General features: G+C 58.6%; 24 protein-coding genes. 13 read left to right on the top strand and 11 right to left on the bottom strand.

Annotated features, from left to right (window positions below):
* Positions 1–8: 8 nt before the first annotated feature.
* From SANT_RS22950 to SANT_RS11330, 4 genes are read right to left on the bottom strand one after another with little or no spacing between them, the layout of a single operon-like run.
* Entirely contained in the window at positions 9–827 is an 819-nt protein-coding gene (locus SANT_RS22950) for a CoA-transferase subunit beta (protein WP_025422411.1), read from the bottom strand.
* The gene (locus SANT_RS11340; protein ID WP_025422410.1) at positions 824–1,723 is read right to left on the bottom strand and encodes a CoA transferase subunit A; all 900 of its coding nucleotides are present in this window, start codon (positions 1,721–1,723) and stop codon (positions 824–826) included. The genes SANT_RS22950 and SANT_RS11340 overlap by 4 nt, the downstream gene beginning before the upstream one ends.
* Positions 1,724–1,727: 4 nt before the next feature.
* The gene (locus SANT_RS11335) at positions 1,728–2,555 is read right to left on the bottom strand and encodes a hypothetical protein (protein ID WP_025422409.1); all 828 of its coding nucleotides are present in this window, start codon (positions 2,553–2,555) and stop codon (positions 1,728–1,730) included.
* Complete coding sequence (locus SANT_RS11330) at positions 2,552–3,451, bottom strand: CoA transferase subunit A (RefSeq protein ID WP_025422408.1); 900 nt, start codon at positions 3,449–3,451, stop codon at positions 2,552–2,554. The genes SANT_RS11335 and SANT_RS11330 overlap by 4 nt, the downstream gene beginning before the upstream one ends.
* Before the next feature lie 214 nt (positions 3,452–3,665).
* Between SANT_RS11330 and SANT_RS11325 the strand changes: the two genes are divergently transcribed.
* The 5 genes from SANT_RS11325 to SANT_RS11305 all read left to right on the top strand — a co-directional run bounded on the left by SANT_RS11325 (position 3,666) and on the right by SANT_RS11305 (position 8,862).
* Entirely contained in the window at positions 3,666–4,733 is a 1,068-nt protein-coding gene (locus tag SANT_RS11325) for a LacI family DNA-binding transcriptional regulator (protein ID WP_025422407.1), read from the top strand.
* A gap of 224 nt (positions 4,734–4,957) precedes the next feature.
* Positions 4,958–5,863 carry a transcriptional regulator GcvA gene (gcvA, locus tag SANT_RS11320; RefSeq protein ID WP_025422406.1) on the top strand — a complete coding sequence of 302 codons (906 nt, stop codon included), beginning with the start codon at positions 4,958–4,960 and terminating at the stop codon, positions 5,861–5,863.
* A gap of 75 nt (positions 5,864–5,938) precedes the next feature.
* Positions 5,939–6,766, top strand: coding sequence for an EamA family transporter (locus SANT_RS11315; RefSeq protein WP_025422405.1), 828 nt, complete (start codon positions 5,939–5,941; stop codon positions 6,764–6,766).
* 241 nt (positions 6,767–7,007) lie between these two features.
* Positions 7,008–7,901 carry an oxidoreductase gene (locus SANT_RS11310; protein ID WP_200867244.1) on the top strand — a complete coding sequence of 298 codons (894 nt, stop codon included), beginning with the start codon at positions 7,008–7,010 and terminating at the stop codon, positions 7,899–7,901.
* Between the two features lie 193 nt (positions 7,902–8,094).
* Positions 8,095–8,862 carry an ElyC/SanA/YdcF family protein gene (locus SANT_RS11305; RefSeq protein ID WP_025422403.1) on the top strand — a complete coding sequence of 256 codons (768 nt, stop codon included), beginning with the start codon at positions 8,095–8,097 and terminating at the stop codon, positions 8,860–8,862.
* A gap of 211 nt (positions 8,863–9,073) precedes the next feature.
* On the opposite strand, the gene SANT_RS11300 is transcribed toward SANT_RS11305, so the two are convergent.
* The gene (locus SANT_RS11300) at positions 9,074–10,594 is read right to left on the bottom strand and encodes a sulfatase (protein WP_025422402.1); all 1,521 of its coding nucleotides are present in this window, start codon (positions 10,592–10,594) and stop codon (positions 9,074–9,076) included.
* Positions 10,595–10,621: 27 nt separating this feature from the next.
* Entirely contained in the window at positions 10,622–11,953 is a 1,332-nt protein-coding gene (locus SANT_RS11295) for an MFS transporter (protein WP_025422401.1), read from the bottom strand.
* 1,218 nt (positions 11,954–13,171) lie between these two features.
* Here SANT_RS11295 and SANT_RS11290 point away from each other — a divergent pair.
* Genes SANT_RS11290 through SANT_RS11255 form a run of 8 tightly spaced genes read left to right on the top strand, consistent with a single transcriptional unit; the run spans position 13,172 to position 22,245 of the window.
* Positions 13,172–14,389 (top strand): acyl-CoA dehydrogenase family protein, encoded by a 1,218-nt coding sequence (locus SANT_RS11290; protein ID WP_081730452.1) that lies wholly within the window; start codon positions 13,172–13,174, stop codon positions 14,387–14,389.
* Positions 14,386–15,771: an NtaA/DmoA family FMN-dependent monooxygenase gene (locus SANT_RS11285; RefSeq protein ID WP_025422399.1), complete on the top strand. Its 1,386-nt coding sequence runs from the start codon at positions 14,386–14,388 to the stop codon at positions 15,769–15,771. The genes SANT_RS11290 and SANT_RS11285 overlap by 4 nt, the downstream gene beginning before the upstream one ends.
* 33 nt (positions 15,772–15,804) lie before the next feature.
* Positions 15,805–17,109, top strand: a complete 1,305-nt coding sequence (locus SANT_RS11280) for an extracellular solute-binding protein (protein WP_025422398.1) — start codon at positions 15,805–15,807, stop codon at positions 17,107–17,109.
* The gene (locus tag SANT_RS11275; RefSeq protein ID WP_025422397.1) at positions 17,106–18,017 is read left to right on the top strand and encodes a carbohydrate ABC transporter permease; all 912 of its coding nucleotides are present in this window, start codon (positions 17,106–17,108) and stop codon (positions 18,015–18,017) included. The genes SANT_RS11280 and SANT_RS11275 overlap by 4 nt, the downstream gene beginning before the upstream one ends.
* Positions 17,972–18,862, top strand: coding sequence for a carbohydrate ABC transporter permease (locus SANT_RS11270; RefSeq protein WP_081730451.1), 891 nt, complete (start codon positions 17,972–17,974; stop codon positions 18,860–18,862). Before SANT_RS11275 ends, SANT_RS11270 begins: the two co-directional genes overlap by 46 nt.
* A 25-nt stretch (positions 18,863–18,887) precedes the next feature.
* Positions 18,888–19,970, top strand: coding sequence for an aldo/keto reductase (locus SANT_RS11265; RefSeq protein WP_025422395.1), 1,083 nt, complete (start codon positions 18,888–18,890; stop codon positions 19,968–19,970).
* A gap of 12 nt (positions 19,971–19,982) precedes the next feature.
* Positions 19,983–21,122 carry an N-methyl-L-tryptophan oxidase gene (gene solA / locus SANT_RS11260; RefSeq protein WP_038668496.1) on the top strand — a complete coding sequence of 380 codons (1,140 nt, stop codon included), beginning with the start codon at positions 19,983–19,985 and terminating at the stop codon, positions 21,120–21,122.
* A 13-nt stretch (positions 21,123–21,135) separates the two neighbouring features.
* Positions 21,136–22,245, top strand: coding sequence for an ABC transporter ATP-binding protein (locus SANT_RS11255; protein ID WP_025422393.1), 1,110 nt, complete (start codon positions 21,136–21,138; stop codon positions 22,243–22,245).
* Between the two features lie 76 nt (positions 22,246–22,321).
* Here the strand turns inward: SANT_RS11255 and SANT_RS11250 are convergent, their stop codons facing one another.
* The 5 genes from SANT_RS11250 to SANT_RS11230 form a co-directional block, all read right to left on the bottom strand.
* Complete coding sequence (locus SANT_RS11250) at positions 22,322–23,092, bottom strand: amino acid ABC transporter ATP-binding protein (protein WP_025422392.1); 771 nt, start codon at positions 23,090–23,092, stop codon at positions 22,322–22,324.
* Positions 23,089–23,784, bottom strand: a complete 696-nt coding sequence (locus SANT_RS11245; protein WP_025422391.1) for an ABC transporter permease subunit — start codon at positions 23,782–23,784, stop codon at positions 23,089–23,091. The genes SANT_RS11250 and SANT_RS11245 overlap by 4 nt, the downstream gene beginning before the upstream one ends.
* Before the next feature lie 4 nt (positions 23,785–23,788).
* Positions 23,789–24,550: an aspartate/glutamate racemase family protein gene (locus tag SANT_RS11240; protein ID WP_025422390.1), complete on the bottom strand. Its 762-nt coding sequence runs from the start codon at positions 24,548–24,550 to the stop codon at positions 23,789–23,791.
* Between the two features lie 156 nt (positions 24,551–24,706).
* The gene (locus tag SANT_RS11235) at positions 24,707–25,414 is read right to left on the bottom strand and encodes an ABC transporter permease (protein ID WP_025422389.1); all 708 of its coding nucleotides are present in this window, start codon (positions 25,412–25,414) and stop codon (positions 24,707–24,709) included.
* Between the two features lie 17 nt (positions 25,415–25,431).
* On the bottom strand, positions 25,432–26,238 hold the full coding sequence (locus SANT_RS11230; RefSeq protein WP_025422388.1) for a transporter substrate-binding domain-containing protein: 807 nt from the start codon (positions 26,236–26,238) through the stop codon (positions 25,432–25,434).
* Positions 26,239–26,481: the final 243 nt, after the last annotated feature.

The raw sequence follows: 26,481 nt of genomic DNA, 5'->3' as shown, positions 1-26,481 counted from the left end.
CCGGGCCCTCAGGCGCTGGCCTTTAATTGATAAAGCGTGCCGTGGGGATCGATAACCTCACGAATCAAACGCACCTCTTCCTGGGTAGGCGCCGCGGTCGGCGGCGTCTGGTCAGCGATAACCGGGACGAAACTCATCGCCTGCAGCACGCTGTCCACCGTTTCACCCGGGTGTAATGAACGCAGCCGCATGCGTTTCGATTGCGGCTCAAAGTCAAAGATCGCCTTATCAGTAATACACAATGCGGGCCCCGGCCCGGGCAGACCCAGTTTGGCCCGCGAGTCGCCGCCGTCGAGATAGCCGACGCTGGTGATAAAATCGACCTTTGGCACGAAAGCGCGCGGCGTCAGATCGGTGACGATCATCGGCCGTTTAATGAACGCCAAATGCTCGGTCTGCGCCAGACAGCCCACCAGTCGGGTTTTTGGCGGCTGGGCGCCGCCTATTTCGGTGATATTCAAGTTGCCGTACTGATCCACCTGCGGCGCCGATTCAAAGGAGACATCGAAGCGGCCGCGCGTGACCATGTCTATTTTGTAGCCGACATCGGCAGGCGAGGCGGCGGCGGGCCAGTGGGTGTAGGCGTCCTGCAACAGCGCGTTCGGAATGCTGTCGAGCGACGGCGTCAGCAAATTTCCCCAGTAGATGGAAAAACCCGGCGCCTGGCGCAGCTGGGCCAGGCGCGCGGCGGCGATGGGGATGCCTACCGCCAGAGTAAACGCGCGGGCGGCGGTGCCGAGGCCGACAAAGCCCAGCTCGTCATCGCGCAGTTCGCGGGCAATGGCGCAAATCATCAGCTCTTCGGTGGTGTAATGGGGTTGGCTCATACGGTAAACTCCCGTGCGACGTCTAAAGCGCTCAGGGCCGCCAGCGACCCCACTTTTTCCACATAGTCTTGGCGCGCGGGACAGCCGTGGACAAACTCCCGCAGCCAGGCCGCCGCCCCCTCGGCGGTCGCGGAGGCCGTCAGCCAGCCCTTCAGCGCGGCTTCATCTTCGTTATAAAACCCGTCGGTGGCGGTGGGATGGGCGGCATAAGGCACCTCAATCAGCGCTTCCACCAGCGTATGCGGAATATAGGTCAGCGCCGGACGCTCTTGCACCTGCTGGTGGGGAATGATCTTCTCCACGGTGACGATTAGCCGCTTGGACGCCGACGCCATCATCTGATCGATATCGTCGCTGTCGCGCACCACCGGCCATTGCACGTTGCCGTACTCATCCGCCACGTAGCCGTGCAGCAGGGTAAAATCAGTATCGGCGGCCTTCAGCGCCAGCAGAGGCTGACCGGTAAAGGGACAGGTTATGGGTGTGATCTCTTCCGGGCTTTTCCCCTGCATGCCGGTGCCGAGTAGCGCTTTGGACGGCAAATAGGGCAGTCCCATTGCCGCCGCACGAAAGCGGGCAACAAAGGCGGATTCGGAGTAATCGTGGGTTTCAATCTGCCCGCTTTGCACCGCGCGACGGAAATTGGGCGCCAGACCGTGGCGAAAGAAGCCGGCGTAAATCCCTTCCCAGCGGCGAATGGCGCCATTGGCCGCCAGCATGTCGGTGGCCAGGGTGGTCGCCCAGGTAAGCAGCGTCAGATCGCGCTTTTGCTGGCGTATCAGTTCATGCACCAACGCCATGGGCTGACGGCGCAGCAGCGAGCCGCCGAGCGCGATGCTGGCGCCGGCGGGAATACGCGCCACGGCGTCCGAGAGCGTGGTCAGTTTGCTTTTCATCAGTTCAGACCTCATCGGGAGGGGGGATCAGCGCGCCGTGCGGGTTCACCACCCGGCGCAGGATGTCGAGTTCTTCCGCGGTCGGCCACGGCGTTACCGGTACCTCATCGGGCTGTACGGCGAAACCGGTGCTCTGGCGGACCTCTTCGGCGCTGACGCCGGGGTGAATCGACAGCAGGCGCGCGCGGCCCTGCTGCCGGTCAAAGTCAAATATCGCTTTCGGCGTGACTATCCAACGCGGCCCGCCGCGCGTCAGCCCGAGCGCGGCGCGTCCGGCTTCGCCGCCGGGCCAGCCGACGCCGGACACATAATCCACCTGCGGCACCAGCGTGCGCGGCTCATGCCTCGGCATCATCAGGTATTCGCGGCCGAAGCAGGTCATATGTTCGGGTAACAGAATCGAGCCCACCAGGCGCACCTGGGGCCGGCGGACGTCGCCAATGCAGGTACTGTTGATATTCCCCTGTTGATCCACCTGCACGCCGGAACCAAAGCCGAAATCTACGTCGCCGCGGCGAACCGCATAGTGGCCGGGGTAGTGCTGCATCTGCGCTTCGCAGGGCAGCGATTGCAGGGCGTTGTCAAACTCGGCGCTGGGCAGGGCGCGCAGCTGGCTGAGGTCGGGATTGATGCACCAGCCGGCCAGGAGGATGGTGAGATCCGGTGCATGGGTCTGCTGGGCAAAAGCCATGGCCGCCAGGGGGATGCCGGTGATGTAAAGGGCGGCCGCGCCGCCGGTAGCGAGACCGGTAAAGCCCACTTCGCCGTTACGCAACTCTTTCGCCAGCAAAAGGGTAATCAGTTCTTCACGGCTGCAGACAGGGCGTTTCATTGCGGCACCTCCGTCGCGCGCAGCGCCAGCAGACGTTGGGTGCCCACCTGCGCCAGATAGGCCTGATGGTCAGGCCGGTGGTAAATGTGCGCGTCCAGCCAGTGTGCGAAGCCCTCCGGCGTCACGCTGGCGCGGACATAACCGTCAAAAGCCTGCTCATCGCAGTCGTAAAGCCCCGGGACAGAGGTAGGATGCGCGCCGAAAGGCGCCTCGACGATGTGGGTGGTGCGGAACGCCGGGATTTCCACCCAATGGGGCTGTCGGCTGAGCTCGCGGGTGCTGACGATTTTCTCGACGCTGACAATCACTCGATCGCAGCTGCGGGTCAGCGTGATATCCGCGCTTTGCGGCAGCATTTTTCGGGCGTGAAAAGCCACATTCCCGTACTCATCCCCCAGCGGCGCATGGACCAGAACCACATCGGGATTTGCCGGAGGGACCGCCCACATCTGGCGGCCGGTGACGGGGCACAGGAAGGGCACGATAGCGGAATTGTGGGCCGCGACACCGCTGCCGCCCAGAAAGGTACAAGGCCAGAAGGGGAGCCCCTCTTGCGAGGCGCGAAAACGATCCCAAGCGATAAGCTCGGGATAATCCACCGTCTCGAGCGTCCCCTGTTCGGCGGCGCGGCGGAAATTCCGCGCCAGGCCGAAGCGCTCCAGACCGACGTAAGAGGTTTCGACGCGCGTCACGACCCCGGCGCCAATGAGCAGGTCGGCTTCGATTGCGCTGACAATACCGACCAGCGTCAACCGACGCTTGTGCTGACGTACCAGCTCGGCGGCCAGCGCCATCGGGCGTTGATAAATCGCGAAACCGCCCAGCGCGATGCGTTGCTCGTCGTGCACGCTCAACACCGCCTCGCTGAGAGAGGTCAGTTTGCTTTTTCGTTTCATAATATCTGTTGTTAATCAACGAGTTTAATATGGGATCGTTCCCATATGGCGCTAAAAAAATAAGCGCAACGGGTAACGGCATGGAAACGCCCGCAGCGCAGCATAACCATCGTTAACTTACCTGGCTTTGGCCGCGCTGTATGTGAGATCGATCCCAGTTTATTTTTCCCACTGTTTCGGGTATAACCGAAACTCGTCAACCCAGGGAGAGCTTATGAAGCCCGTACACGCAGCGCCGCCGACCGGGCGCGCGACCCTTGCCGATATCGCCCGTGAATCCGGCATGTCGCGTTCGACGGTGAGCCGGGCGCTGGCCGGCAACGGCTATGTCAGCCCGGTGAAAAAACAGCTCATTCTCGCGACGGCGGAACGGCTGGGCTATCGCGTGTCGACCTTGGCCCGCGCGCTGCGCACGCAACGGTCCATGACGCTGGGGGTGCTGGTGGCGGATATCACCAACCCGCTGTTTCCCGCCATCGTCAAGGGCATTGATGAGGTGGTCAGCGCGGCGGGCTACACGCTATTTTTGTGTAATACCGATGAAAAGAGCCGGCGACAGCAGACGCTTATCCGCTCGTTGCTTGACCGCCAGGTTGACGGCCTGATTATGGTGTCGCAGACCCTGAGCGCGGAATCGCGCAAGCTACTGTTCCCGGGGCCGCCCTGCGTCTTTGTTAACCGCCGGCCCGCCCGCCTCAGCGCCGACTATATCGGCCCGGATAACCTACAGGCCATTGCGCTGCTGCTCGGGCATTTGCACGGGCTGGGACATCGGCGCATTGCTTTCATCGCCGGCCCGTCGCACTCCTCCACGGCGCGCGAACGCAAAGACGCGTACCTGGCCCAGATGTCGCGCTTGGGGTGCGCGGTGCCGAAAGGCTATTTGATTGAAGGGGATTATCAGGCCAGCAGCGGCCGCCGGGCCGCCGAGCGCCTGCTCAACTGCGTGCCGCGGCCCAGCGCGGTGCTGGCGGCAAACGACTTTGTCGCGCTTGAGGTCATTAACGCTCTCAACGCGCACGGGCTGTCGGTGCCGGGGGATATCTCGGTTTGCGGCTTTGATGATGCCTTCGGCGTGCATTTCACCGCGCTGGCCAGCCTACAGGCGAAGGGGCTAACCACCGTCACGCAACCGAAACGCGAGCTGGGACAGGCCGCCGCCCGGGCGATGCTGATGCGTCTCGACCAGCCGCAGACGGCGGTGTGCCAAACCCTTTTGCCGGTCGGATTACAGATAAGGGATACCAGCGGCGAGCCGGCAGAGATGGCCACGTCCGGTTAACCGCACCCTCTCCGGCGCATCGTTACCGTCGCCGGCTATAAGATGGTCCCGCTACCCTGATCCCTGGGGTGGCCGCGTCATTCACGCCGCCGTGGGATGATGTCTGCCAACGTGGCGGCACGCGTGAACCGTTCTGTCGGCAAAGACAAGAGAATGTTCTATCATGCAAGCTTGTTCATCATTGGCGATGTTTGCCGGTTTACCGGCTCGACGAGGACCTGATCATAAAAAACGTCCCCCCCAGCGCCGCATTGCGCGCTTTCGAGGTGGCCACCCGGCATGCCACCTTTACCGCCGCGGCTGAAGAGTTGCATATCACCCAAAGCGCCGTCAGCCATCAACTCAAGCACCTCGAAGAGATCTGGGGCGTGTCGTTATTCCAACGGGGCAAAACATTGCGCCTGACGCCGGCCGGCGCCGCGCTTGCGCCGATCGTACGTGAATTCTTCACCAATCTTGAGGTCACGCTTGCCGATTTGCGCGAGCAAAAGGGCCGGATCCGCCTCAAGGTCAGTACCACTTACTCCTTTGCGCTGAAATGGCTGCTTCCCCGATTGCCCAGCCTGTCCCGCCAGCATCCGGAAATTCTGCTCACGCTGGAAACCACGGATCAGGCCATCAATTTTTCCAACGCCGAATCGGACGTCGCCATCCGCTTCGGCACCGGGCGTTATCCTGCCCTGTACTCCGAGTTTCTGTTCCGGGAACAGATTTTCCCGGTTGCCAGTCCCGAGTTTCTGCATCGCTTTGGGGCGCCGCGCGACCCGGGTGAATTACTGCGATACCCGTTACTTACGCGCGATGGCGCGGATTTGGTACCAAAATGGGAGAACTGGTTTCAACGGGTGGGCGTAGGCCTGGTAGCGTTGAAGGAAAGCGTCCGATTCGCCGACACCAACATGACTATCGCGGCGGCGCTACAGGGCCAGGGGATAGCATTGGTGCGCAGCGGGCATGTGGAAGCTGAAATCGGCGAAGGCAGCTTGATCAGGCTGTTCGATGTGCCGTTCCCTTCGCCTGTCGCCTACTATTTCGTCTGTCCCAAAGGCATTGAAACGCAATCCGCTATTCAAAGCTTTCGCCACTGGCTCATGACGCAGGCCAATATGGCCCAGCAACGTTATGGATAACCTATGAGGATTTATTCATGACGGAATGAAAACACTTCGCTTTCGTCCGGACTTATAGTCTGCTTACTATAATGTATGCCCATTAATATTATTTTAATTACCCTATTTGCCGCGCTGCTGCATGCCGGTTGGAATGCGCTGTTGCGCGGCGGTAGCGACCGACTTTGGTCGATGACCATCATGTGTCTGGCGGTCGGGATCGCCAGCGCCACGATGACGCCGTTTCTGGCGCCGCCGGCCAGATCAAGCTGGCCCTATGCGCTGCTTTCCGCCGGACTGCACATTGGTTATAACCTGTTTCTGGTCAGGAGCTATCAGGCGGGCGATCTCGGGCAAACCTATCCGATTGCCCGCGGATCCTCTCCTTTGTTAATCACCCTCGCGGCCTCGATCTTCGCCGGCGAGAGGGTCGGCGCCAGCGCGGCTATCGGCATCGCGCTGATCTCGGGGGGGATTATCTCGCTGGCCTGCAAAGGGCGCCGGCTGGCGGTCCCGAGCCTGCCTTATGCCCTGGGAACCGGCTGTTTCATCGCCGCTTATAGCGTGACGGATGGCATTGGCGTGCGCCTGTCCGGCGACCCGTTGGCCTACACGGTGTGGATGAGCCTGTTGTGGGGCGTCCTGATGCCCGCGGTTTACATGGGGCTGCGCGGCACGGGGTCGCTATGGCGCTACCGCCCCGGTTTGCTTACCGCCTTTATCGGCGGGCTGGTCTCGCTGTTGGCTTATGGCATCGTTATCTATGCCATGGCCGGCGCGCCGATGGGGGCGGTATCCGCATTACGTGAAACCAGCGTCGTGTTCGCGGCGCTGATCGGTTATGTTTTCCTCGGGGAAACGCTGACCGTGCGCAAACTGCTGGCCTGCGCGGTCATCGCCATCGGCGCGATCGTCCTCGGCTGAAGGCCCGGGGAGGCGTGCCGCGTCGCCGGCCGCAGCCCGGCCATAACCTGCTGCAACGTCATGCGCAGATTTGGGCGCCAGATAAGCGGTTGCCAAGAGCAGGGTAGAAGCGAGGGGGGCTGAGCGCCCACCCGCTCGGCACCACCGTGGGTGAACGGCGGCGTTTGGCGAGAAAGACTGTCCCGCGCCGCACGGTTGCCGGGGGGGGGGTAATGATAATCAAAAGAGGAGAGGAGAGATCATGGTGTCTGACAATCCAACCATTGCCCTCGTGGGACCGGGGGCCATCGGTACCACCGTGGCGGCGGCGCTGCATGAGGTCGGGCGCACGCCGACACTATGCGGCCGTTCGGCGCACGATCATCTGACCTTGCGCGTCGACGGCACTCATATCAACGTACCTGGGCCGGTGCTTACCGATCCAGCCACGCTGACGACGCCGTTCGACTTGGTTTTCGTCGCGGTCAAAACCACCCAGGTGGCGGCGGCGGCTCCTTGGCTCGCCGCGTTGTGTGGTGCGAAGACGGTTGTCTGTGCGCTACAGAACGGCGTTGAGCAGCACGCGCTGTTCGCGCCCTACCTGTCCCAGGGTACGGTGCTGCCTTCGGTGGTGTGGTTTCCTGCGCAGCGTGAACCGGATGCCTCGGTGTGGCTACGCGGCCAACCGCGCCTGACCTTGCCGAAGACGTCTGCGACCTCGGTGGTGCTGGCGGCGCTCAGCGACACGCGATGTACGGTTGACGTCGCGGAAGATTTTACTTCTGTGGCGTGGCGCAAATTGCTACAGAACGCGGTGGCGGGTTTGATGGTACTAGCCGGCCGCCGCGCCGGCATGTTTGCCAGAACCGATATCACCGCGCTGGCCCTGGCCTATCTGCGGGAGTGCCTTGACGTGGCGCGCGCGGAGGGCGCGACGCTTAAAGACGATGTCCCGCAGGCCATCATGGCGGGTTTTCATCGTTCACCGCCCGATTTAGGCACCTCCATCCTCGCCGACAGGCAAGCGGGCCAGCCCCTGGAATGGGACAGCCGCAACGGCGTAGTGCAGCGTTGCGGCCGCCTACACGGTATTGCGACGCCGATAAGCGATTTGGTTGTGCCGCTGCTGGCGGCGGCCAGCGATGGTCCGGGTTGATCGCACCCCCCCCGCGGCGGCGCTGGTGAGCGAAGTCGCGAGGTTTACGCCGGCCTGATATTGCGCTAAGCCGTGGTGCGGGCTAAGATCCGCGCGTTATTCCCCCCCTGGCCAGGGCTGCCGGCGGCGGGCTGGCCCGCTTGCCCATGCGCCTCGGCTAGGGCGCCAACCTGACGAAGAAGAGGCGCCGAGTATGGACTGGCAGACATTGCGTTTGGAGAAGCATGAACTGGCGACGGTCAATACGCTCTGCCGTTGGCTGGGGGATGAGGAGTGGCACCTGGACTGCCGGTTTGATGCCATCATCATTGCCGGTAACGCCGCCATCCCGACGCTGGAAGCGGGCTTCGCCATCGCGAGCCGCAGCGGCAAGCCTTTGTGGCTGGTGGGCGGCATCGGCCACGCGACCCATTTTCTTGTCGAGGCGGTGAAAGCGCATCCCCGCTATGCGCACCTTGACGTCATCGACCGTAGCGAAGCGGAAATCATGAGCGCCATGGCGGCCTGCTGGGATATCCCCGCGCGGCGCCGCTTCACCGAGCGGCGTTCGCGCAATACCGGGGAGAATGCGTTATTCACGTTGCAGTTAATGGCCGAGCAGTCTTTTACACCGCGTAGTCTCCTTTTGATGCAGGATCCGTTGCTACAGCGGCGCACGGGCGCCACCTTCCGCCACGTCTGGCAGCAGCTTGACCAACCGCCCCGTTTTATCAACTGGCCAGGCTGGTCGTTGCACATTGCACCGGCCGCACGGGGTTTCACTACCGTTGGCTTGCCGCCCCCTTGGGAAGCCGAGCGTTTTTTTGCTTTGATGATGGGTGAAATCCCGCGGCTGCGAAATGACGGTGGCGGCTATGGTCCGCGAGGGCAAGGCTTTATCGGTGAGGTAACGGTCCCGGACGAGGTAGAAGAGAGCTGGCAACGGCTGCGCCAGCGGGGTTTGGGCCTGTCGCGTCTCTAAATGAAGCTGGGATAACACAGGACGGTCAGTTGCAAGCCGCACGCGCCATCTGAGCGTGCGGCAGGTAAGTCGAGCCAGCGTGATTGCCCGTGACCGTTAACCAATGCCTTTATGCCCCTCATATGCAGCCCGTACCGCCTGCCCCGAATGGACGCATAGGCATTCGGCGGGTTGGCCGGCGTCGAATGCCCCTGGCGCAATGCCGGTCTGGCTAAGTCTCTTTCCCCGCCAGATTCAGACGCCGAAAGGCTTCCGCCGGCGCATCATGGGCCAGCATCTCCTCGCGCAATAGCGTAATCATTTTTTTCTCCTGCTCTTTTATCACCACTGCGTGCTTTTGACCGGGATCAGCGGCCAGATCATAAAGCACCGTCTGTGCTTCCAACAGCGGATAGCGCGACAGCATATTGGCTTTCGCCTCTGCCAGCACCGGTAACTTTAAGACCGGAATGTCCTTTGTGAAATCGAGTGGACCGAATAAGGTGGCATTTTGCAGTTCAATCGGCTCGAAAAACGTGCGCATGTGCATCGGCATCAGCGTGTAATGATAAAGCTGTTCCTGACTTCCCTCGGGATAACGAAAATAGGTGTACTGACCGTCGGTGACATTGACGGAGCCGCCGAACTGACCATAAATACACGATTGGCGAATGGGGACATCGCTATCCAGCAACGGGATAAAGGAACGGCCTGTGACCTCCTGCGGCACCGGCGCAGCAAACAAATCGAGGATGGAAGGCATGATATCGATGGTTTGCGTCAGCGAGCTGCGACGTTCACCTCCCGCTTGCGGCTTCCGGGGATCATAAACGAATAATGGAATATGGGTGACCTCATTAAAGAAAGGCGGGCGGTTTTTTCCCCAGAATTCGTGTTCACCCAGTAACAGCCCGTGATCGGTGGAGACAATCAGCGCGGTGTCTTGCCATAAATTATGCTCATCGAAATAATCCAGCAGCTTGCCGATATACTCATCGCACATTTTCACCAATGCATGGTAATTTGCCCGCAGTTCACTGGCTTCAGGCGCAGAGAGATCGCATCGGCCATAGGGCAGCCAATCCAGCGTGGGGCCTAGGTAGTCGGTTTCCATCCCGTCTCTGAAGCGGGCGGCGGAAAAGAAGGGTTCATGAGGATCGAAGCACTCCAGCTGTAACAGCCAGTTGTCCGCCTGAGCGTTGGTATCGAGAAAATGCATGGCTGACTCGAAACATTGCACCATGGGAAAGTCGGCCTCCTGCTTGATGACCTCCCGCGATAGGACATAAGGTAAATTGGCGTTCATATCGGTCCTGCCGTCAAACACCAGCGGGTGATATTGGTTTTTCAGCCCTGCAATATCCGGCGACACCACGCCACGCCATTTATCTTTTTCTTGCCCGCGAATAAATTCCCACGAGGAATAACGTCCATGAAACCCCGCACCGCCATCTTCAAAATAATGGTAATGGTCAGTGATTAAATGCGAGTAAACCCCCTGTTGGCGTAAAATTTCCGGAAAAGCGTTGTCAAACGGCTCCAGCGGCCCCCAGGCGCGATGCAGGAAATTAAGTCTGCCGGTCATAATATCTCGTCGTGCCGGCATGCATGGCATACTGCCCACATAATGATTGTCGAAGGTCACCGCTTTTTGCGCTAACCGGTCAAACGCCGGGGTTTCAATGGCGGGATTACCATAAGCCGATAGCGCATGGCGGTTGAGGGAATCAAATAGGACAAAAACGAGTTTCATATTTTTCAGCCTTTTTAATTTGGGTCGTTATCGCTGCGGTGGATAAGAGTCAGCGATGTCGTCAGCCAGCGCGGAAGTGGCGTTATCGTGCAAGGTTATTCTTTCAACTTTACCGACAATGAACAAAAAGGAAAATGCGCCAATAATGCCCATCATGCCAACCAGAATTAAGCCTGGCGTGAAGTTGTTATCCGATATCACCGCCCCGATGCCGAAGGGGATCACTATGCCGGTCGCCGTGCCGCATAAATTGAAAACACCGCCAACCAATCCAATGCGTTGCAGTGGCGCAATGCTGGCGACCAGCGACCAGGTAATCGCCGCCATGCCGTTGCCGAAAAAAGCGATGGTCAGAAAGGTCACGATGAACGCCGGGCTGTCGACATAATTTGCGCCAATGATGGTAGAGGCCAGCAGCAGCCCCACGACGATAGGCAGCTTGCGCGCTGAACCGAGTGACCAGCCGCGCCGCACCAGGTAATCGGAGAAAAAACCGGACAACAGGACGCCAATCCAGGCGGCAAGAAAGGGAACGGTCGCCAGAAAACCGACTTTGATGAAATCAATATGACGATATTTTACCAAGTAGGTTGGGAACCAGGTTAAAAAGAACCAAGAGGTGGCCGTCACGCAGGCTTGACCAATAAACAGACCGATAAGTTTACGATTTGCCAGCAAGCGCAACGCATTTCTTAAGGAAAGGGGGGGGAGGGCCTGCTGTTTTTTTTCAATTTCGCCGCCGCCCTGTTTAATGAGCGCCAGCTCCGCCTGATTAACGCGTCGCGAGTCGCCCGGATCGCGATATAACAGGAAGAACACAATGCCCCATATCACCCCGGCCAGCCCTATCATTAAAAACATCCCGCGCCAGCCGGCAATTTCTTGCGTCATAATCAACAATGGCATCAGAAACGCCAGGCCGACATATTGCCCTGACGTATAAAATCCTACGACCGAGGCCCGCTCCTTTTCCGGAAACCAGCGCGTGATAATCCGATTATTGAGCGGAAAGGCGGGAACTTCACACGCCCCTAGCAGTAAACGCAAAAAGAAAAGCCCGGTGATGGTCATCGCAATACTGTGCAATGCTGCGGCGGAGGACCACAATATAATCGCTAGTGCGTACAACTGACGTGATGGCAGGCGATCGATTAATAAGCCACCGGGAATTTGCAGCGGCGCATAAGCCCACGCGAAGGCGGAAAAAAGCAGACCCAATTGCATATTATTCAGACCAAGATCACGAACGATATAGGGGGCCGCAATAGACATAGAACTGCGGTCGAGATAATTAATCACCACCGTGAAAAATAATAATAAGGCGACAGTGACTCTTACCCGCGTTGCGCGTGTGTTCATCTCACTCTCCGGTTATCAAAAAGTAATCGACGGCTGGCCGCGAAGTCGAGGTCAGTCGCAGGGGGGACTAAGCCACTGTGAAAATGTCGGCGATTGTCTTGAGTGCAATTATTGTAGTACCATTGTTATAAATTGTACTGCTATTTGGATCACAAAACCGACTTTCATTAACATTTATCGCGACTGAGACCGGTGACCGGCCGTGGCGCAGGTCCAATGTGCTGAAAGCGCTGATGAACGTTGTTTGATGCAGGACCGCGTTCGACTGACGGTTAACGGATAACACGGTGGCACCGAACGACGGCGGGTTTATCCTTGCGGTAGCACGCCAGTTCGACAAAGAGCTGGGGGCAAGGTGTACAAACAGGCCTCTGACAATAACGCATCACCCTCTGACGGGGTTGCGCGGGGTTTCGCCGGCAAGTGGCAGTCGCTCGCCGCCCAGATGGCAATGACACAACCGATGCAGATCCCGCGATGGCGGCTTTACCGATAACAAACGGTGGAGCAAAGCGTGGGGTAAGCGAAAGTATCGCTGCCGCCTGCGGCAATAAACGGGGTCATAGCGGCGAAGGGATACTAAAATAGACAAGTACGCGCTAACGGGCCAATAAACCGCTAGCGTCAATATTCCACCGTGGGCCTCTAAATCTGAAATCAGCAATAGAAGTCTGCGGGTCTTATTCCTATTAAGAATTATTCGCCCCGTATAAATAGCGTTAATCTCTGTCTTTCATTATTTCCCGGTCGGCGTCATACCGATGTGTCCATTAGACGCCACCAGGGGGGTATCCTGCGCGACGTTGGTTGGTCAACGAAAATGGCGTTATTTCTCACTGAGCGTTAAGAATGAGGTTGCAATGCCCAGCGGGGCGCAATTTCTCTCGTCTTATGGGCACGTTTCGCCGTAAACTCCATTGAAATCATATGGGTGTGGCTTTACGCGTTTAACGTGGTGCCTGTGCTAAGGACGGCGATAATACGCAGGCGACAAGGGAAAGGGATAATAACCCTAATAAGGATGGGAAAGGCGTAAGCCGGGAACCCTGCTGGTCTACTCAACAAAATTGCATTTTTATTTCTAAATTATGTCTAACGGCCTGTATTGCTTTCTCATGGGTTCCACTATAGCGTAAGTCGAAATTAAATAAGGTTAATACTCTATCCGGAGAGCGGTTTTTTATCCGGTTAATTTTATTGTTTATCGCCAGGTTAATCATGAGTAATCCATTCGGAACGTCTGCTAATGCAGCCGTGGTTATTTCCCCCCTTGCAGAAGTGACTGCAACCAGCCAGCGTTTGAAACGGGAGCTGGATGCGTTGGCGGTCACGTCCGATCAGAAAAGCAGCTACCAGGCAGCCCGCGCAAAATTGCGTGACTCCGGCCTGCTGGGCCTGCGGGTGCCGCGTGAAATGGGCGGTGCCGGCGGCACGCAGGAGCATGTCATCGCCGTGACGCGGATTTTAGCGCGCGCTGATGCCGGCATTGCACAGTTGCTCCAGCCCCATTATGGCTTTACCGACACTATCGCGCTTCTGCCCTCAGCCCAGGCGCGGCACAGGCTATATCAAGATGTGCTTAACGGCGAGCGTATTGCCAACGCGGCCAGTGAGCGCGGGGGTAAGCACTCGGCGGATTTCACCACGACCTTGGTGCCGGAAGGTGAGGGCTATCGCCTTAACGGGCGCAAATACTATGCGACGGGATCGATTGGCGCGCGCTGGATAACCGTGATTGGCAAAGGACCTCATGGCGGGCAGACGCTGGCCTATGTGCCTACCGATGCCGCCGGCGTGACGTTGCAGGATGACTGGAACGGCCTCGGTCAGCGCGGCAGCTCAAGCGGGTCGTTGATCCTGGACGCGGTAAAGGTCCCAAAGGATTACATTATTCCGCTATGGGACGCGGCGCATCGCGCTCGCGCCTGGCATGAGAGCGGGCGTCTTATCCATGCCGCTATCGATTTAGGCATTGCCGAAGGCGCCCTTGATTGGGGTGCGCACGCGGTGGCGACGGATCAGCGCATTCCGTTTGAGTCCCCGTACCGCTTACTGGCCGAAGACCCGGTGCTGCAATACCAAATGGGTATCGTCAGTGCCCGCGTACGGGCGGTGGCGGCACTGTTAACGGAAACGTCCCGATTACTCGATGCTGTGCAGCAACAGGACGCCGCGTCGCTGTCTGCGCTCCAGGCAGCCTTAGAGGCAACCAAAGCACTGGCGGCCGACGTCAGTCTCAGCGTGAGCAGTGAGGTGTTTTCCTGGAGCGGCGCCAGGGCCGCCGACCGGGCATTACGTATCGATCGCTATTGGCGCAATGCCCGTACCCATACGCTGCACGACCCGGTGCGATTGCGTTATCAGGAACTCGGCCGCAGCCTGATTGCCGACGCGGCCCCGACCTTTTCATCTACCCATCAGGATCCTCAACCATGAGCGCGCCGCGGTCGTTGATTTTTAACGCCTTTGAAATGAACGGCGTCGGTTATTATGCGCAGGGCAGCTGGAGTCATCCCGCGTCTGAGCGTCATCGCTATAAAGATCTCGATTACTGGGTGGAACGCGCCCGTTTTCTGGATGAAGCCGGCTTTACCTCCTTATTTTTCGCCGATGTGCTGGGTGTTTATGACGTTTACCGCCAGTCGCCGGCCCCCGCCATAGAGGGCGCGGTGGACTTTCCGCTCAACGATCCCTTTATGGTGATCCCGGCTATGCTGGCCGCCAGCCAGAAACTGTCCTTCGTCGTCACCGCATCCACCACCTATGAACATCCGTTCACTTTCGCGCGGCGGTTCGCCACGCTGGATCACCTGTCCAAGGGTCGGATAGGCTGGAACGTGGTGACCTCGTATTTGCCTAATGCGGCGCGTAATTATGGTTTACCCGATCAGTTGCCTCACGAGGCGCGTTACGCCCGTGCGGAAGAGTTTCTCGCCGTGTTCTACAAGCTGCTGGAAGGGAGCTGGGAAGATGACGCGGTGTTGTACGACAAAGCCGGTAAGCGTTACGCCGATGCGCACAAAGTTCATCGTATCGATCATCAGGGGGCCTATTTCTCGGTACAGGGACCGTCGCTGACGGAACCCAGCCCGCAGCGCACGCCGGTTATCTTCCAGGCGGGCGCCTCCAGCCGCGGACTGGCTTTTGCCGCGCGCCATGCCGAGGTGGTGTTCGTCAATGGGATGAACCCGCTGGCCCTGCGCGCCAATGTGGATAAACTGCGCGCGGCGGCGATTGAGGCCGGGCGCGCGCCAGAGGCCATTAAAGTGGTGACCGATCTCTCAACGGTGATTGGCCGCACCCGGGAGGAAGCGGAAAACAAGGCCAACCAAATTCGTGCGGCGCAGTCGCCGGAAGCTCAATATGCCGCTTTCGGCGGCGCCAGCGGTTTTGATCTTGCCCGTTATCATGACGACGACACGCTCAGTGCTGAGCCGCATAACTTTTCCCGTTCCGAATCGGCGCGCTTCACCAGCGAGAAAATCCGTCCGGACAGCGTGGGGGCGATTAAAAAACGCCTGGTGAATCTTAGTCCCTATGCGCCGACGTTGGTCGGCACGCCGGACAGTATCGCTGATGATATTGAGGAGATTGTCCGCGTTACCGACGTGGACGGATTCAACCTGCATGAGTTCATAAGCCCCCGGGATTTCAGCGAATTTGCCGACTGGGTGCTACCGGTGTTGTCGCAACGCGGTCTGTTTACACCGGCGCGGCCCGACACGACGTTGCGTAATCGTCTTTTCGGCGTAGGCGATAGACTCGGCGCCGCGCACCCGGCGACGGCGTACCGTGGGCGTTTTAAGCACCAAAAATAACAACACATTCCCATCGCACCTAAGGGTTACCACATGAATTCATCTGCTAAAACATTCGCCGGCGTTCTGGCGGGGCTATTAATCACGCTGGGCGGCGCGTCCGCGGCGTCTATTCCGGCGGTAGAAACACTGCATGCGCCGGAGAAAACTATCACGCTCAACTATTACGGTGGCGCTATTCCGGCGGCGCGGGCGAACAAAATTATCGCTGAATTTGAAAAACGGTATCCGACGATCAAAATCAGCTATCACGCGGTGCCGTTCAATAGCTATAACGAAACGTTGGGGGCGCGTTTTGCCCAAGGCGATGTGGATATTTTCGACATCGATCAACCACAAAGCGCCAGCTATGCGGTACGCGGTTGGGAAGCGGACCTGACGGCCGCATTTGCCAACCAGCGCGCCTTAATCGATCCCCCCGCGCTGCAGGAGTCCACCATCAACGGTAAGTTGCTCAACTTGCCATACCAAATCGGCACCACCTTCCTCTATTACAACAAAAAGGTACTACAACAGATTGGCGTGGCGTTCCCCTCCAACAAGGCGGGAGAAATCCCGACGTGGGAATGGGTGGAAGCGACAGCGCACAAAGCGGTGGCCTCCAAAGCGACCGCCTACGGTGTGACTTTCTCCACGCCGGATATGTACTACTACCTGCAGCCGTTGGCGGAATCCCTTGGCGCAGGCAGCGGGGTCATCGGTGAGAAACAGCTGACCCCGGATATCAATAATCCAGGCTGGATCCAAGCGCTGAGCTGGTATGGCAAACTGTATGCCGAAGGTCTGGCGCCGCGCGGCGTGCGTGAGACCGCGCTGGCCTTTGCTAATGGCGATAGCGCCTTCTTCTATGGCGGTATTTGGAATTCACCCACCATCATCAAAAACGCCAACCTGGATTTCGGTATTACCTCGGCCCCGCGCTTTAAAGAAGGCAAAGCGGCAACCACCAGCGGCGGCTGGGCGTTAGGCATTAGCGCACTGGCAAGCGAAGAGAAACAGCAGGCGGCGGCGTTGTTCCTCAATTGGTATCTGTTCGGCGAAAACGGCGGTTTTGTCTCGGCCGATCCAGAAACGGAAAACGTGCCGACCACGGAAGCGACGCGCGCCGTGTTCTGGAAAAATCCCGCTTACGCCGATCCCCGTCTGGCCGGCCTGCAAGCTATTCTGACCTGGCAGGCGCAACACGCCGCCCGTATTCGCCCGCAGACCGTAGGCGGCGCTGAATTTACCCAACTGGTGGGCGCCGCTATCGCCGACATTATTAACGGCGCCGACGCGAAGAAGACGCTGGACAGCACCAACGCCCGGCTGAAAACCGCCTGGAGAAAGTATCAGTGATAACGGGGGTATTGAGGCGGCAGCGCCCGAGTAGGGCGGCGCGTCAGGAAGCGCGCACCGCGCTGCTGTTGTTATCGCCGGCGTTGTTGCTCCTGCTGCTGCTGCGCATTATCCCGGCGGGGCTCGCCATCGGTCAGTCGTTCTATACCTCGGTGCCGGGCAGCGTCATTCCACCTCGCTGGGTGGGGTGGCAAAATTATCTCGACCTGTTTGACGATCCCAGTTTCTGGGCTTCAGTGGCGCAAACCCTACTGTTTGCGGTGCTGGTCAATCCCCTGACGATGTTGTGCGCGTTGTTTTTGGCCTGGTTACTGACGCGCAACGTAGCGTTGACCGGCCTGTGGCGCACGCTGGCCTTTCTGCCCACGGCGTTGCCGCTGATGGGCACCACCGTGGTGTTTGGGGTATTGCTGCGTCCGGAAGGGGTGGTCAACAGCCTCTTGTCGCGGGCGTACCTGCCCACGAGCGGCTGGTTTACCGATGTTTCCGGCGCGATGGCGGCGCTGGTCATCCTCTCTACCTGGACGGCAGTGGGATACTGGATGATTTTTCTCATTGCCGCCATCCGCGATGTACCGCGCGATTACTACGATGCGGCGATGCTTGATGGTGCCGGGGAGCTACAGCAATTTTTCTCCGTGACGCTGCCTTTGATCCAGCGCCAGTTGTTGTTCGTGCTGACGGCCAGCACGGTATGGAATTTCATTCTTTATGCGCCGATCGGCGCCCTGACCAAAGGCGGACCACAGGGCTCCACCAACTTTCTGATGTACGACATCATTACCCGCTATTACGCGCTCAGTTCGCCCGGCTCCGCGCTGGCGGAAATGTCGGTACTGTTTATCTTGATGGGAGCAACGGTATGGCTGCAATTCAGGCTATTGAACCGGATGAGACGCGCGGAGTGAGCCGCCGACCGCTCGCGCTATACCGTCGCCGTGGGCGCCGGTGGCTGGCGACGGCGGCAGCGCTGATCATATCGCTGCTGTTCGCTATCCCGTTCATCTGGCTGGTGGCGTCGGCTTTTCGCCCGGTTTCGCAAACGTTTCAGGCTAGCGTGGATCTCTGGACCTTCGTCCCCCGAACGCTGACGCTGGAAAATTTTCAGGCGGCGTTCAGCCGGGGCTTTGCCGTCAACGTGTTCAACTCGTTGTGGGTCACCGGCGTGTCGGCGGCGGTGGGCACGTTACTGGCCATTTTGGCAGCTTTTCCGCTGGCGGTGATGCGCTTCCCGGGGAGGAACGCCCTGTTTGTCGTGGTGGTATTTGCGTTCATGATCCCGTTTGAAATGGTTGCGCTGCCGCTGACAACGGTTTTCAGCCAATTGGGGCTGGCGAACACGTTGACCGCGCTGATTGTACCCGGCCTGGTGCATGGACTGGCCATTTTTAACCTGCGCCAATTCTTTTTGAGTATTCCCCGCGAGCAACGGGAGGCGGCCTGGCTAGATGGCGCCGGCTGGTGGCGCATTCTGTTCCAGATCTATCTACCGCTGGTACGCCCGGCGGTCATCGGTACGGCGATGATTCTGGCGATGGCTCAATGGAACGCCTGGTTGTGGCCGTCGCTCATCATTACCGATAACGGTAAGCAGACGGGCGCGGTCGCGATCGGCCTACAGGATTCCGCCTACACGCAGAATTATGGTCTGGCGTTTGCCGAAGTCTTCATATTGGCCCTTATCCCCGCGCTGCTGATATTTTTCGGCCAGCGCACGTTTACCCGATCCCTTAGCCACACCGGCGGCAAATAGCCGCCTTAGTTAACAGGACAGCGTCATGACGTACTCTGCACAACGTATTGCATTTATGGATGAGCGACCCGATCTAAATACCCGCTGGGTCGCCCCCCTTGACCGTTTCAAACGCTACGCCTATCACCGCGTCGGTAATAGCGGGCTGGTGGTGTCGCCCATCGGGCTGGGAACGTGGTACAACTTCGGCGATGACACGCCCTTTCAGCAGCAGCGCGACATCATTCGCTTCGCCTTTGAACATGGCATCAACCATTTCGATCTCGCGAACCAGTACGGTCCGCCGCTGGGCGCTGCGGAAGAGAATGTGGGGCGCGTGCTGCGCAAAGACTTTGGGGCATACCGCCACGAATTGGTGATCACCACCAAGGCGGGTTGGCCGCAGTGGCTGGGCCCCAATGGTCGCTTGGGGGGGAAAAAACACTTGCTGGGCAGCATCGACGAATCGTTGACGCGGTTGGGGCTTGACCATGTCGATATTTTCTATTCTCACCGCTACGACCCGGATACGCCGCTGCGTGAGACCATTGAAGCGCTGGATACCATCGTGCGTCAGGGTAAGGCGCTGTATGTCGGTATCTCATCCTACTCCGCCCAGCGCTCCCATGAAGCCTTCACGATTGCCCAAGAGTTGGGCACGCCACTGTTGGTTAATCAATCATCCTACTCGCTGCTCAATCGCTGGATTGAAGATCACCTGCTCGACGATCTGGCCGGTTTCGGCGGCGCGGCGGTGGCCTTTACACCGCTGGCACAGGGGCTGCTGGCGGAGCGCTATCTGCAAGGGTTTGACAATGTGAAACGGTCCCAGCACCGCCCCTATATCTCGTCAGAGGCGCAATCGGCCGATAATCTCAACCGCCTGCGCGGACTGGCCGCCATCGCGGCAGAGCGCGGCCAAACGTTATCGCAACTGGCCATCGCCTGGACATTGCGCGACCCGCGGGTCGCCTCGACGTTGGTCGGCGTGTCCAATAAAGAGCAGTTGGCCGAGAACCTAAAGGCGTTGGAGAACCTGACCTTCACCGAGGAAGAATTGCAGCGTATTGATCGCTTCGCGGTGCATGACGGCGGAGTCAATCCGTGGAAAATCTCCTCTGAATTGTAAGGGTACGGGTAAATGACTTCTGAGGTGACAGGGAAACGCTATGATGTTGCGGTGATAGGCCTGGGCGCCATGGGGGCCGCGGCGCTCTGGCGGCTGGCGGAACATGGGGTAAACGTCATCGGTATTGATCAGTTTTCAGTGCCGCACGACCTGGGCGCGACCCACGGAAAAACCCGGCTGTTTCGGACCTTTTGTCTTGAACATCCGGCGTTGGGGGATTATGCGCGGCTAGCGCGCACCTTGTTTGCGCAGCTTGAGCAGGTGACGGGGATCCCCTTACTCTCCGTCACGGGCGGCACCATAATTGGGTCGGCTGATTCCCTTGCGGTCAGCGGCACGCTGCGGGCCGCCAAGCATCTGGGGTCGGCGCTGGCGGTGTGGGATGCGCGGGAGTTGGCCGCCCGGCAGCCGCAGCATCTACGACTACGCGCCAAGGATATTGCGGTGTGTGACCCGGAGGCTGGGGTCGCCAACCCGGAAGGGTTTATCCGCGCGGCGCTGCAACGTGCCCGACGGTTATCGGCATCGATACTCACGGATGTCCGGGTCGATGCGCTAGACGACACCGGGCAGGGGGTACGTCTAACAACGTCAGCCGGCGAGGTTCGAGCATCGCAGGTGGTCGTGGCGGGCGGCGCCTGGTTACGACGCTTTGTACCCGACCTGCCGCTGGATCCGATCCGTACCGTTATGACATGGTTTGACCCCGGGCCGAATTATGCGCTGGCGGCTTTTCCGGTTTTCGTGCGTGAAATCAAACCGGATCTGACGTTATGGGGGCATGGCGCGTTGCCCGGAGGGGCGGTAAAAATCGGACTGGGCGACATTGGCGTGCCGCGTACCGCGCTCGACCCTGACCAGAGCGATCGCCGCATCACCCGCCGGGATACGCAGGGCGTACGGCGAGCGGTCGGCACCTGGCTCGGCGGGATCAGCGCTGAGCCGGTGAGCGCGCACCCTTGTATGATAACCCGGACGCCGGATGCGCAATTCATTGTCGGGCAGTATCGAGGGCGAATACTGGTGGCCGGCGGCGACAGTGGCCACGCTTTTAAACATGCGCCAGCCCTGGGCGAGGTGATCGCACGACAGGCATTGGGCAAAGCGATTGAGCTCGAAACGGCATTTATCGCACCGCAGCGTTTTAATTGAGTAAGAGAAGACTATGGGTCGTTTAGTATTACAGGGCGTGGGAAAAGCATTTCACGCCCTGAACGTAGTACGGGATATTGATCTTACCATTGACGATGGCGAATTTGTGGTGATTGTCGGCCCGTCCGGCAGCGGCAAATCGACTTTATTGCGCATGATCGCCGGCTTGGAAGATATCAGCACCGGCGAAATGGTGCTTGACGGTAAGCTAATGAATGATGTGCTGCCCCAGGCGCGTAGTATCGGTATGGTTTTCCAATCTTACGCCCTTTACCCGCATATGACGGTGGCGGAGAATATGGCTTACGGACTGAAGCTGGCCGGCCGAGACAAATTAGAAATTGAACGTCGGGTTAACGACGCGGCGCAGATGTTACAGCTGACCCCTTTCCTGGCGCGCAAACCCGCCGCGCTTTCCGGCGGCCAGCGGCAGAGAGTGGCCATCGGCCGTGCGCTTATCAAAGAGCCCGCGTTATTTTTATTCGATGAACCGCTGTCCAATCTCGATGCAGCCCTGCGCGTGGACATGCGCGTACAAATCGCCCGGTTGCATCAGAAACTGCGCGCCACCATGATTTACGTCACTCACGATCAAGTTGAAGCCATGACCTTGGCGGACAGAATTGTCATGATGTCGGCCGGCGAAATTGCCCAGGTGGGCACGCCGCTGGCATTGTATCACGCGCCTGCCACGCTGGCGGTGGCCACGTTTATCGGATCGCCGCGTATGAATATCCTGCCTGTGGTGATTGAAGCGGCAGACGCGGACGCTACCCGGGTACGGCTGCCGGGCGGGGCGGTGTTAAACGTGGCGGTTGACGGCCGTCATGCGGCGGCGGGGGAGACAGCGCTGCTGGGTGTGCGTCCAGAGGATATCCTGCCCGACGCGGATGCGGATGCGGTGCTGCCGGCTACGCGGGTGCTGCGCGAAAACCTCGGCCACGAGACCCTGGCCTATTATCAGATAGACGGGCTTGATGAGACGCTCACGCAGCGTATTCCCGGCGACGCGGCGCTGACGCCCGCAGGCCGCGTTATGTTGGGGCTCAGCGGCCAACGCTGCCATCTGTTCGCGGCCAACGGCAATGCCTATCCGCGCCGTCACGGCCCGCAAGCAGGATAACCCAGGCCGGTTGTTTCCTTCAGGGTTTGCGTCTGCAACAACCGCGTCCGGGCCGTTTGGGGGCGCGCCATCTCCGTCAAAGCCGACTGTTGAGAAACGCCGCCAGGCGCGCCGTCCCGGGGCGTTCAAAGAAGGTGGCTGTCGGCGCGTCCACATTGATAACGCCCCGATCGAGAAAAAGACAGCGGTGGGCCACCCGCCGGGCGAAATTCATTTCATGGGTGACGCAGAGCATGGTCATGCCGTCGCGGGACAGTTCCTCCATCACCTGGAGCACTTCATTGACCATCTCCGGATCCAGTGCCGAGGTCGGTTCATCAAACAGCATGATGCGCGGTTGCATACACAACGCGCGGGCGATGGCGACCCGTTGCTGCTGCCCACCCGAGAGCGCGGCCGGGTATTTATGGGCGTGATCGTGCATCTTTACGCGCTCAAGCAGGCGCATTGCCGTTGCGTTGGCGTTGTGCGCGGACAGGCCAAGGGCAACGCGGGGCGCATAGGTGCAGTTATCCAAGACGGTCATATGGGGAAACAGGTTGAACTGCTGGAATACCATACCCAGTTCCCGTCTGACATCATGAATGCTTTGTTGCTCGTGGGTCAGACGGATACCGGCCACCGTGATTTGGCCGTTATCGTGGGGTTCAAGATGGGCGAGGGTACGAATAAGCGTGGATTTACCTGATCCCGACGGGCCGCAAATCACCACCGTTTCCCCTTTATGAATACAGAGGTCAATACCGTTTAGCACCTGGTGGTCGCCATAAAATTTGTCTACGCCCGCCAGTAAAATGAAAGGAAGCGGCGTGGTGGCCGCGGTCGTGGCGCTGTGCAGTCTGGTCATTTAATTAATACTCGCGGCTGGCCCGCATTCAGATAACGATCAAGCGTATCAAAACCCAAACGGATAAGGTTGATGATAATCCAGTAAATCGCTGCGGCGGTGAGGAGGGGGGTAAACGGATCGTAGGTAAACTCGAACACCGCGTTGGCGGCGGCATTGAGTTCGACCAAGGTGATGGCGCCCACGGCGGTGGTGCTTTTGACCATAATTAAAATTTCATTTTGATAGGCGCGCAGCGAATAGCGTACGGCAAGCGGCCAACGGATCTGCCAAAAAATAACATGAGGGCGTAAGCCCAAGGCTTTCCCCGCTTCCAGCACCCCGTGCGGCACGGCCTGAAAACCTCCCCGCAGAATTTCTGCCACGTAAGCCGAGTGGGTGAGGGACAAGCCCGCGACAGCACAAAAATAGGCGTTGGAAAAAAGCGGCCATAGCGGGCCGTTACGGATACCCGCGAGTTGCGGTAATCCGTTATAGATGGCATACAACAAAATCAGGCTGGGCACGCCGCGAAAGAAACCGATATAGCCGATTGCCAGCCAGCGTTGACGGGATGACAGACGCCGCAGCGCCACCGGTACGGCTATCAAGATGCCTATTATCACCACCGGGAACAGCACCGCCAGACTTATCGCCGCGCCACGGAGTAATTGCGGCAGCGTGCTCCACGCCAACAGGATATCGTAATGCATCGAATTACCTCTGCCCCTCAGCCCGAGGATCCGTCAACGGGTTGTCAAACAGCGCGCCAAACCCTTTCACCGGCGCAGAGACTTTCGACAACCTCAAGGCATGCCAGAAGGAGGCCTGTATCGCGCTAATCACCGGGATACCCAAGTCCTGCTCCAGGGCCTCAATCGCCCCCACGCTGCGCATATTGGTGCAGCTAATCAATACCGCTTCCGATTCGGGATGGGTGGTGCGGCGGGCGAAATCGTAAACGCGCTCCAGGGGAATTTCACCCAGCTCAATATCCCCGGTGATGCCAAGTCCGTCAGCCGCTAAAATCTCGAAGCCATTGGCGGCGAAAAAGGCCTGTCCACGCTGGGTCACTTCTTCGATATACGGGCCGACAAAGGAAATGCGTTTCACCCCGAAACTGCGCAGCGCGGCCAGCGCGGCGCTGGAGGCCGTGGTCACGGGGATCTCCCCCATAACGGAGCGCATCCTCTGCGCCACGACATCATTAAAGCCTTTGCCTTCCAGGAAACTGGCGCTGGTGCCGCCGAATACCGCCGCGCTTAACGGCGCCGTGGCCAATAAGCGCGCCGCGTCCTCAAGCGGCCCCTCATTCATCATAGAGCGGATGCCCGCACTGGACGCATTAAGAAAGGGTATGCGCGTCGTGTGGATGGAGACGCCCTCAGGCGCCATGGCGTGAAACTCGGGTTCCATGACCGTACTCGAAGCCATATAGATCAGGCCAATTTTGGCTCTCCAGCCGATGTAATCTTTCATTATTGACTCCTTATTACCCACCAAAGGGCCGGCTTACGCTGAGGTAGGCAGGTAAGCGGCCCGGTTTTCAGCTCGATTTTGTCTCGCGTTATAGGCGATTATTGACCGCGCGGACCGTCATGGCCGGCGACCAGCGGCGTGGTGCGCGTAGATGGCTTATTTCAGGCCCACGGCGCGGCGTCTTTTGCTCGGATCAATCCGGTTAATAAACCAGACTGTAAGCACACTGAACACCAGAAAGAATAGCGACACCGCACAATAAAACATAAACGGCTCTTTGGTATTACCGGCGGCGAGTTTCGCTTGTGAAATAACTTCTTTAATCCCGACGAGAGAAATCAACGCCGTATCCTTTAATACCACAATCCACATATTACTTAAGCTCGGTAACGCTAACCGTATAGATTGCGGAAAGACGATATGCGTCCACATTTTCCTGCGCGGGATTAATAACATGGCGCAGGCCTCGAACTGCCCTTGCGGCAGCGAACGAATAGCGCTTCTGATGACTTCCGCCAGATATGCGCTGTAGACAATCCCCAGCGCACTGATCCCCGCAGCGGTGGGGGTGACATTGAGACGGATCTGCCACCCTATGACGCTAAAGACGGATTCGACGATTTCACTGCCGCCATAATACAGCAGGAACGCGACCAGCAATGCCGGCACCCCCATAAAAACAGAGGCATACACGCGCCAGCAGCGCCAGCGCCAGCCGTGAGGATTAAGCGTTGCCAGCGCAATGGCAATACCGAGCCCTAAGGCAATGAGATAACCGAGTACCGCGACCTTTATCGTCAGTAATGCGCCAAAGAAGAGCTCGTCGCCGTAGCCGGTATCGCCCCAGTTCAGTAATCCCCACATGACACTCTCCGTCGCTATCAGGGTTTAACGCAGTGGTTTTCCGCCGGAATGATCGCTATCGGTACAAACCGTTGACGGATGTGCGTGAAGGTGCAATCCGCAAGCATGGAGGTCAGGGCCGCGTTCATTCTCTGCGATAGCGCCGCGCTGTCTTTACGGACAATCCAGCTGGATCCTCTTTCCGACTCGGGAAGAGAGGCATCGCCGGTCCAAATTTCGCCGCCATCCAATTTCCACTCTTTCCCCTCGGGTTTACTGATCAATTCCATATTCCAGTTCAGTTTTGGCCCAAGCGTAGCATCAATTCTGCCCGCCAGCAGGTCAAGGCGGATTTGCTCGAGATTATCGTAATAGCTCATGGGTATCCCATCGCCGAAATGCTCCGTCAGATAACGAGATTGGACCGATCCGCGCATGACGCCGAAACGAACGTTGTGCAGCCCGGTTTTGGTAAAGGCGTAATGGGTGTTCGCACGAACGACATAGGCGTCTGGGTTATAGACGATAGGCATGCCGAAGAGCACTTTCGCTTTACGCTCCGGGGAGGGTTTGATTTGGGTGGTGACACCGTCAAGTTTCTTGGCAAGCAACGCGGGGATCAGGGCTTTGAAATCCATCACCACGATGTCGCACTCGACATTCATACGTTTGCACATCTCCCGCGCCAGCTCAGGTTCCACGCCGGTAAGCTTGCCCGCGGTGTCCACAATGCTGAAGGGCGGGTAGCTGCCTTCATTGCCGAAAATAAGTTTCTCAGCAGAGACCGCTGTTTCTGAAAACACCAAAGTGGCGAGCATGACAAAACGAATCGCAATAGATTTCAAAATTCACCTCGTTACGGGTTGGGGTTGACCGCCATCTGTGCTGGTGTTATTTCGTCAAATTCGAGAAATTACCCGATATCCAAATGGAGTGTACTTATTTAATTCATTATACCGGGTGGATTGTCAGCGCTAATCGCCCTCATGACCCCTTACCCAAAAACCGACTTTTAATTACTGTGCTGTGGCGGAAAAAGTGAATCAATGACCGTATTCAACAGGGCCTACTATAAGTGAATTTAGCTG

It is taken from the genome of Sodalis praecaptivus (assembly GCF_000517425.1).
GTDB classification, from domain to species: Bacteria; Pseudomonadota; Gammaproteobacteria; order Enterobacterales; family Enterobacteriaceae; genus Sodalis_A; species Sodalis_A praecaptivus.
Note: the sequence above shows the minus strand (reverse complement) of the source record. Positions and strands in the feature narration are given on the sequence as shown.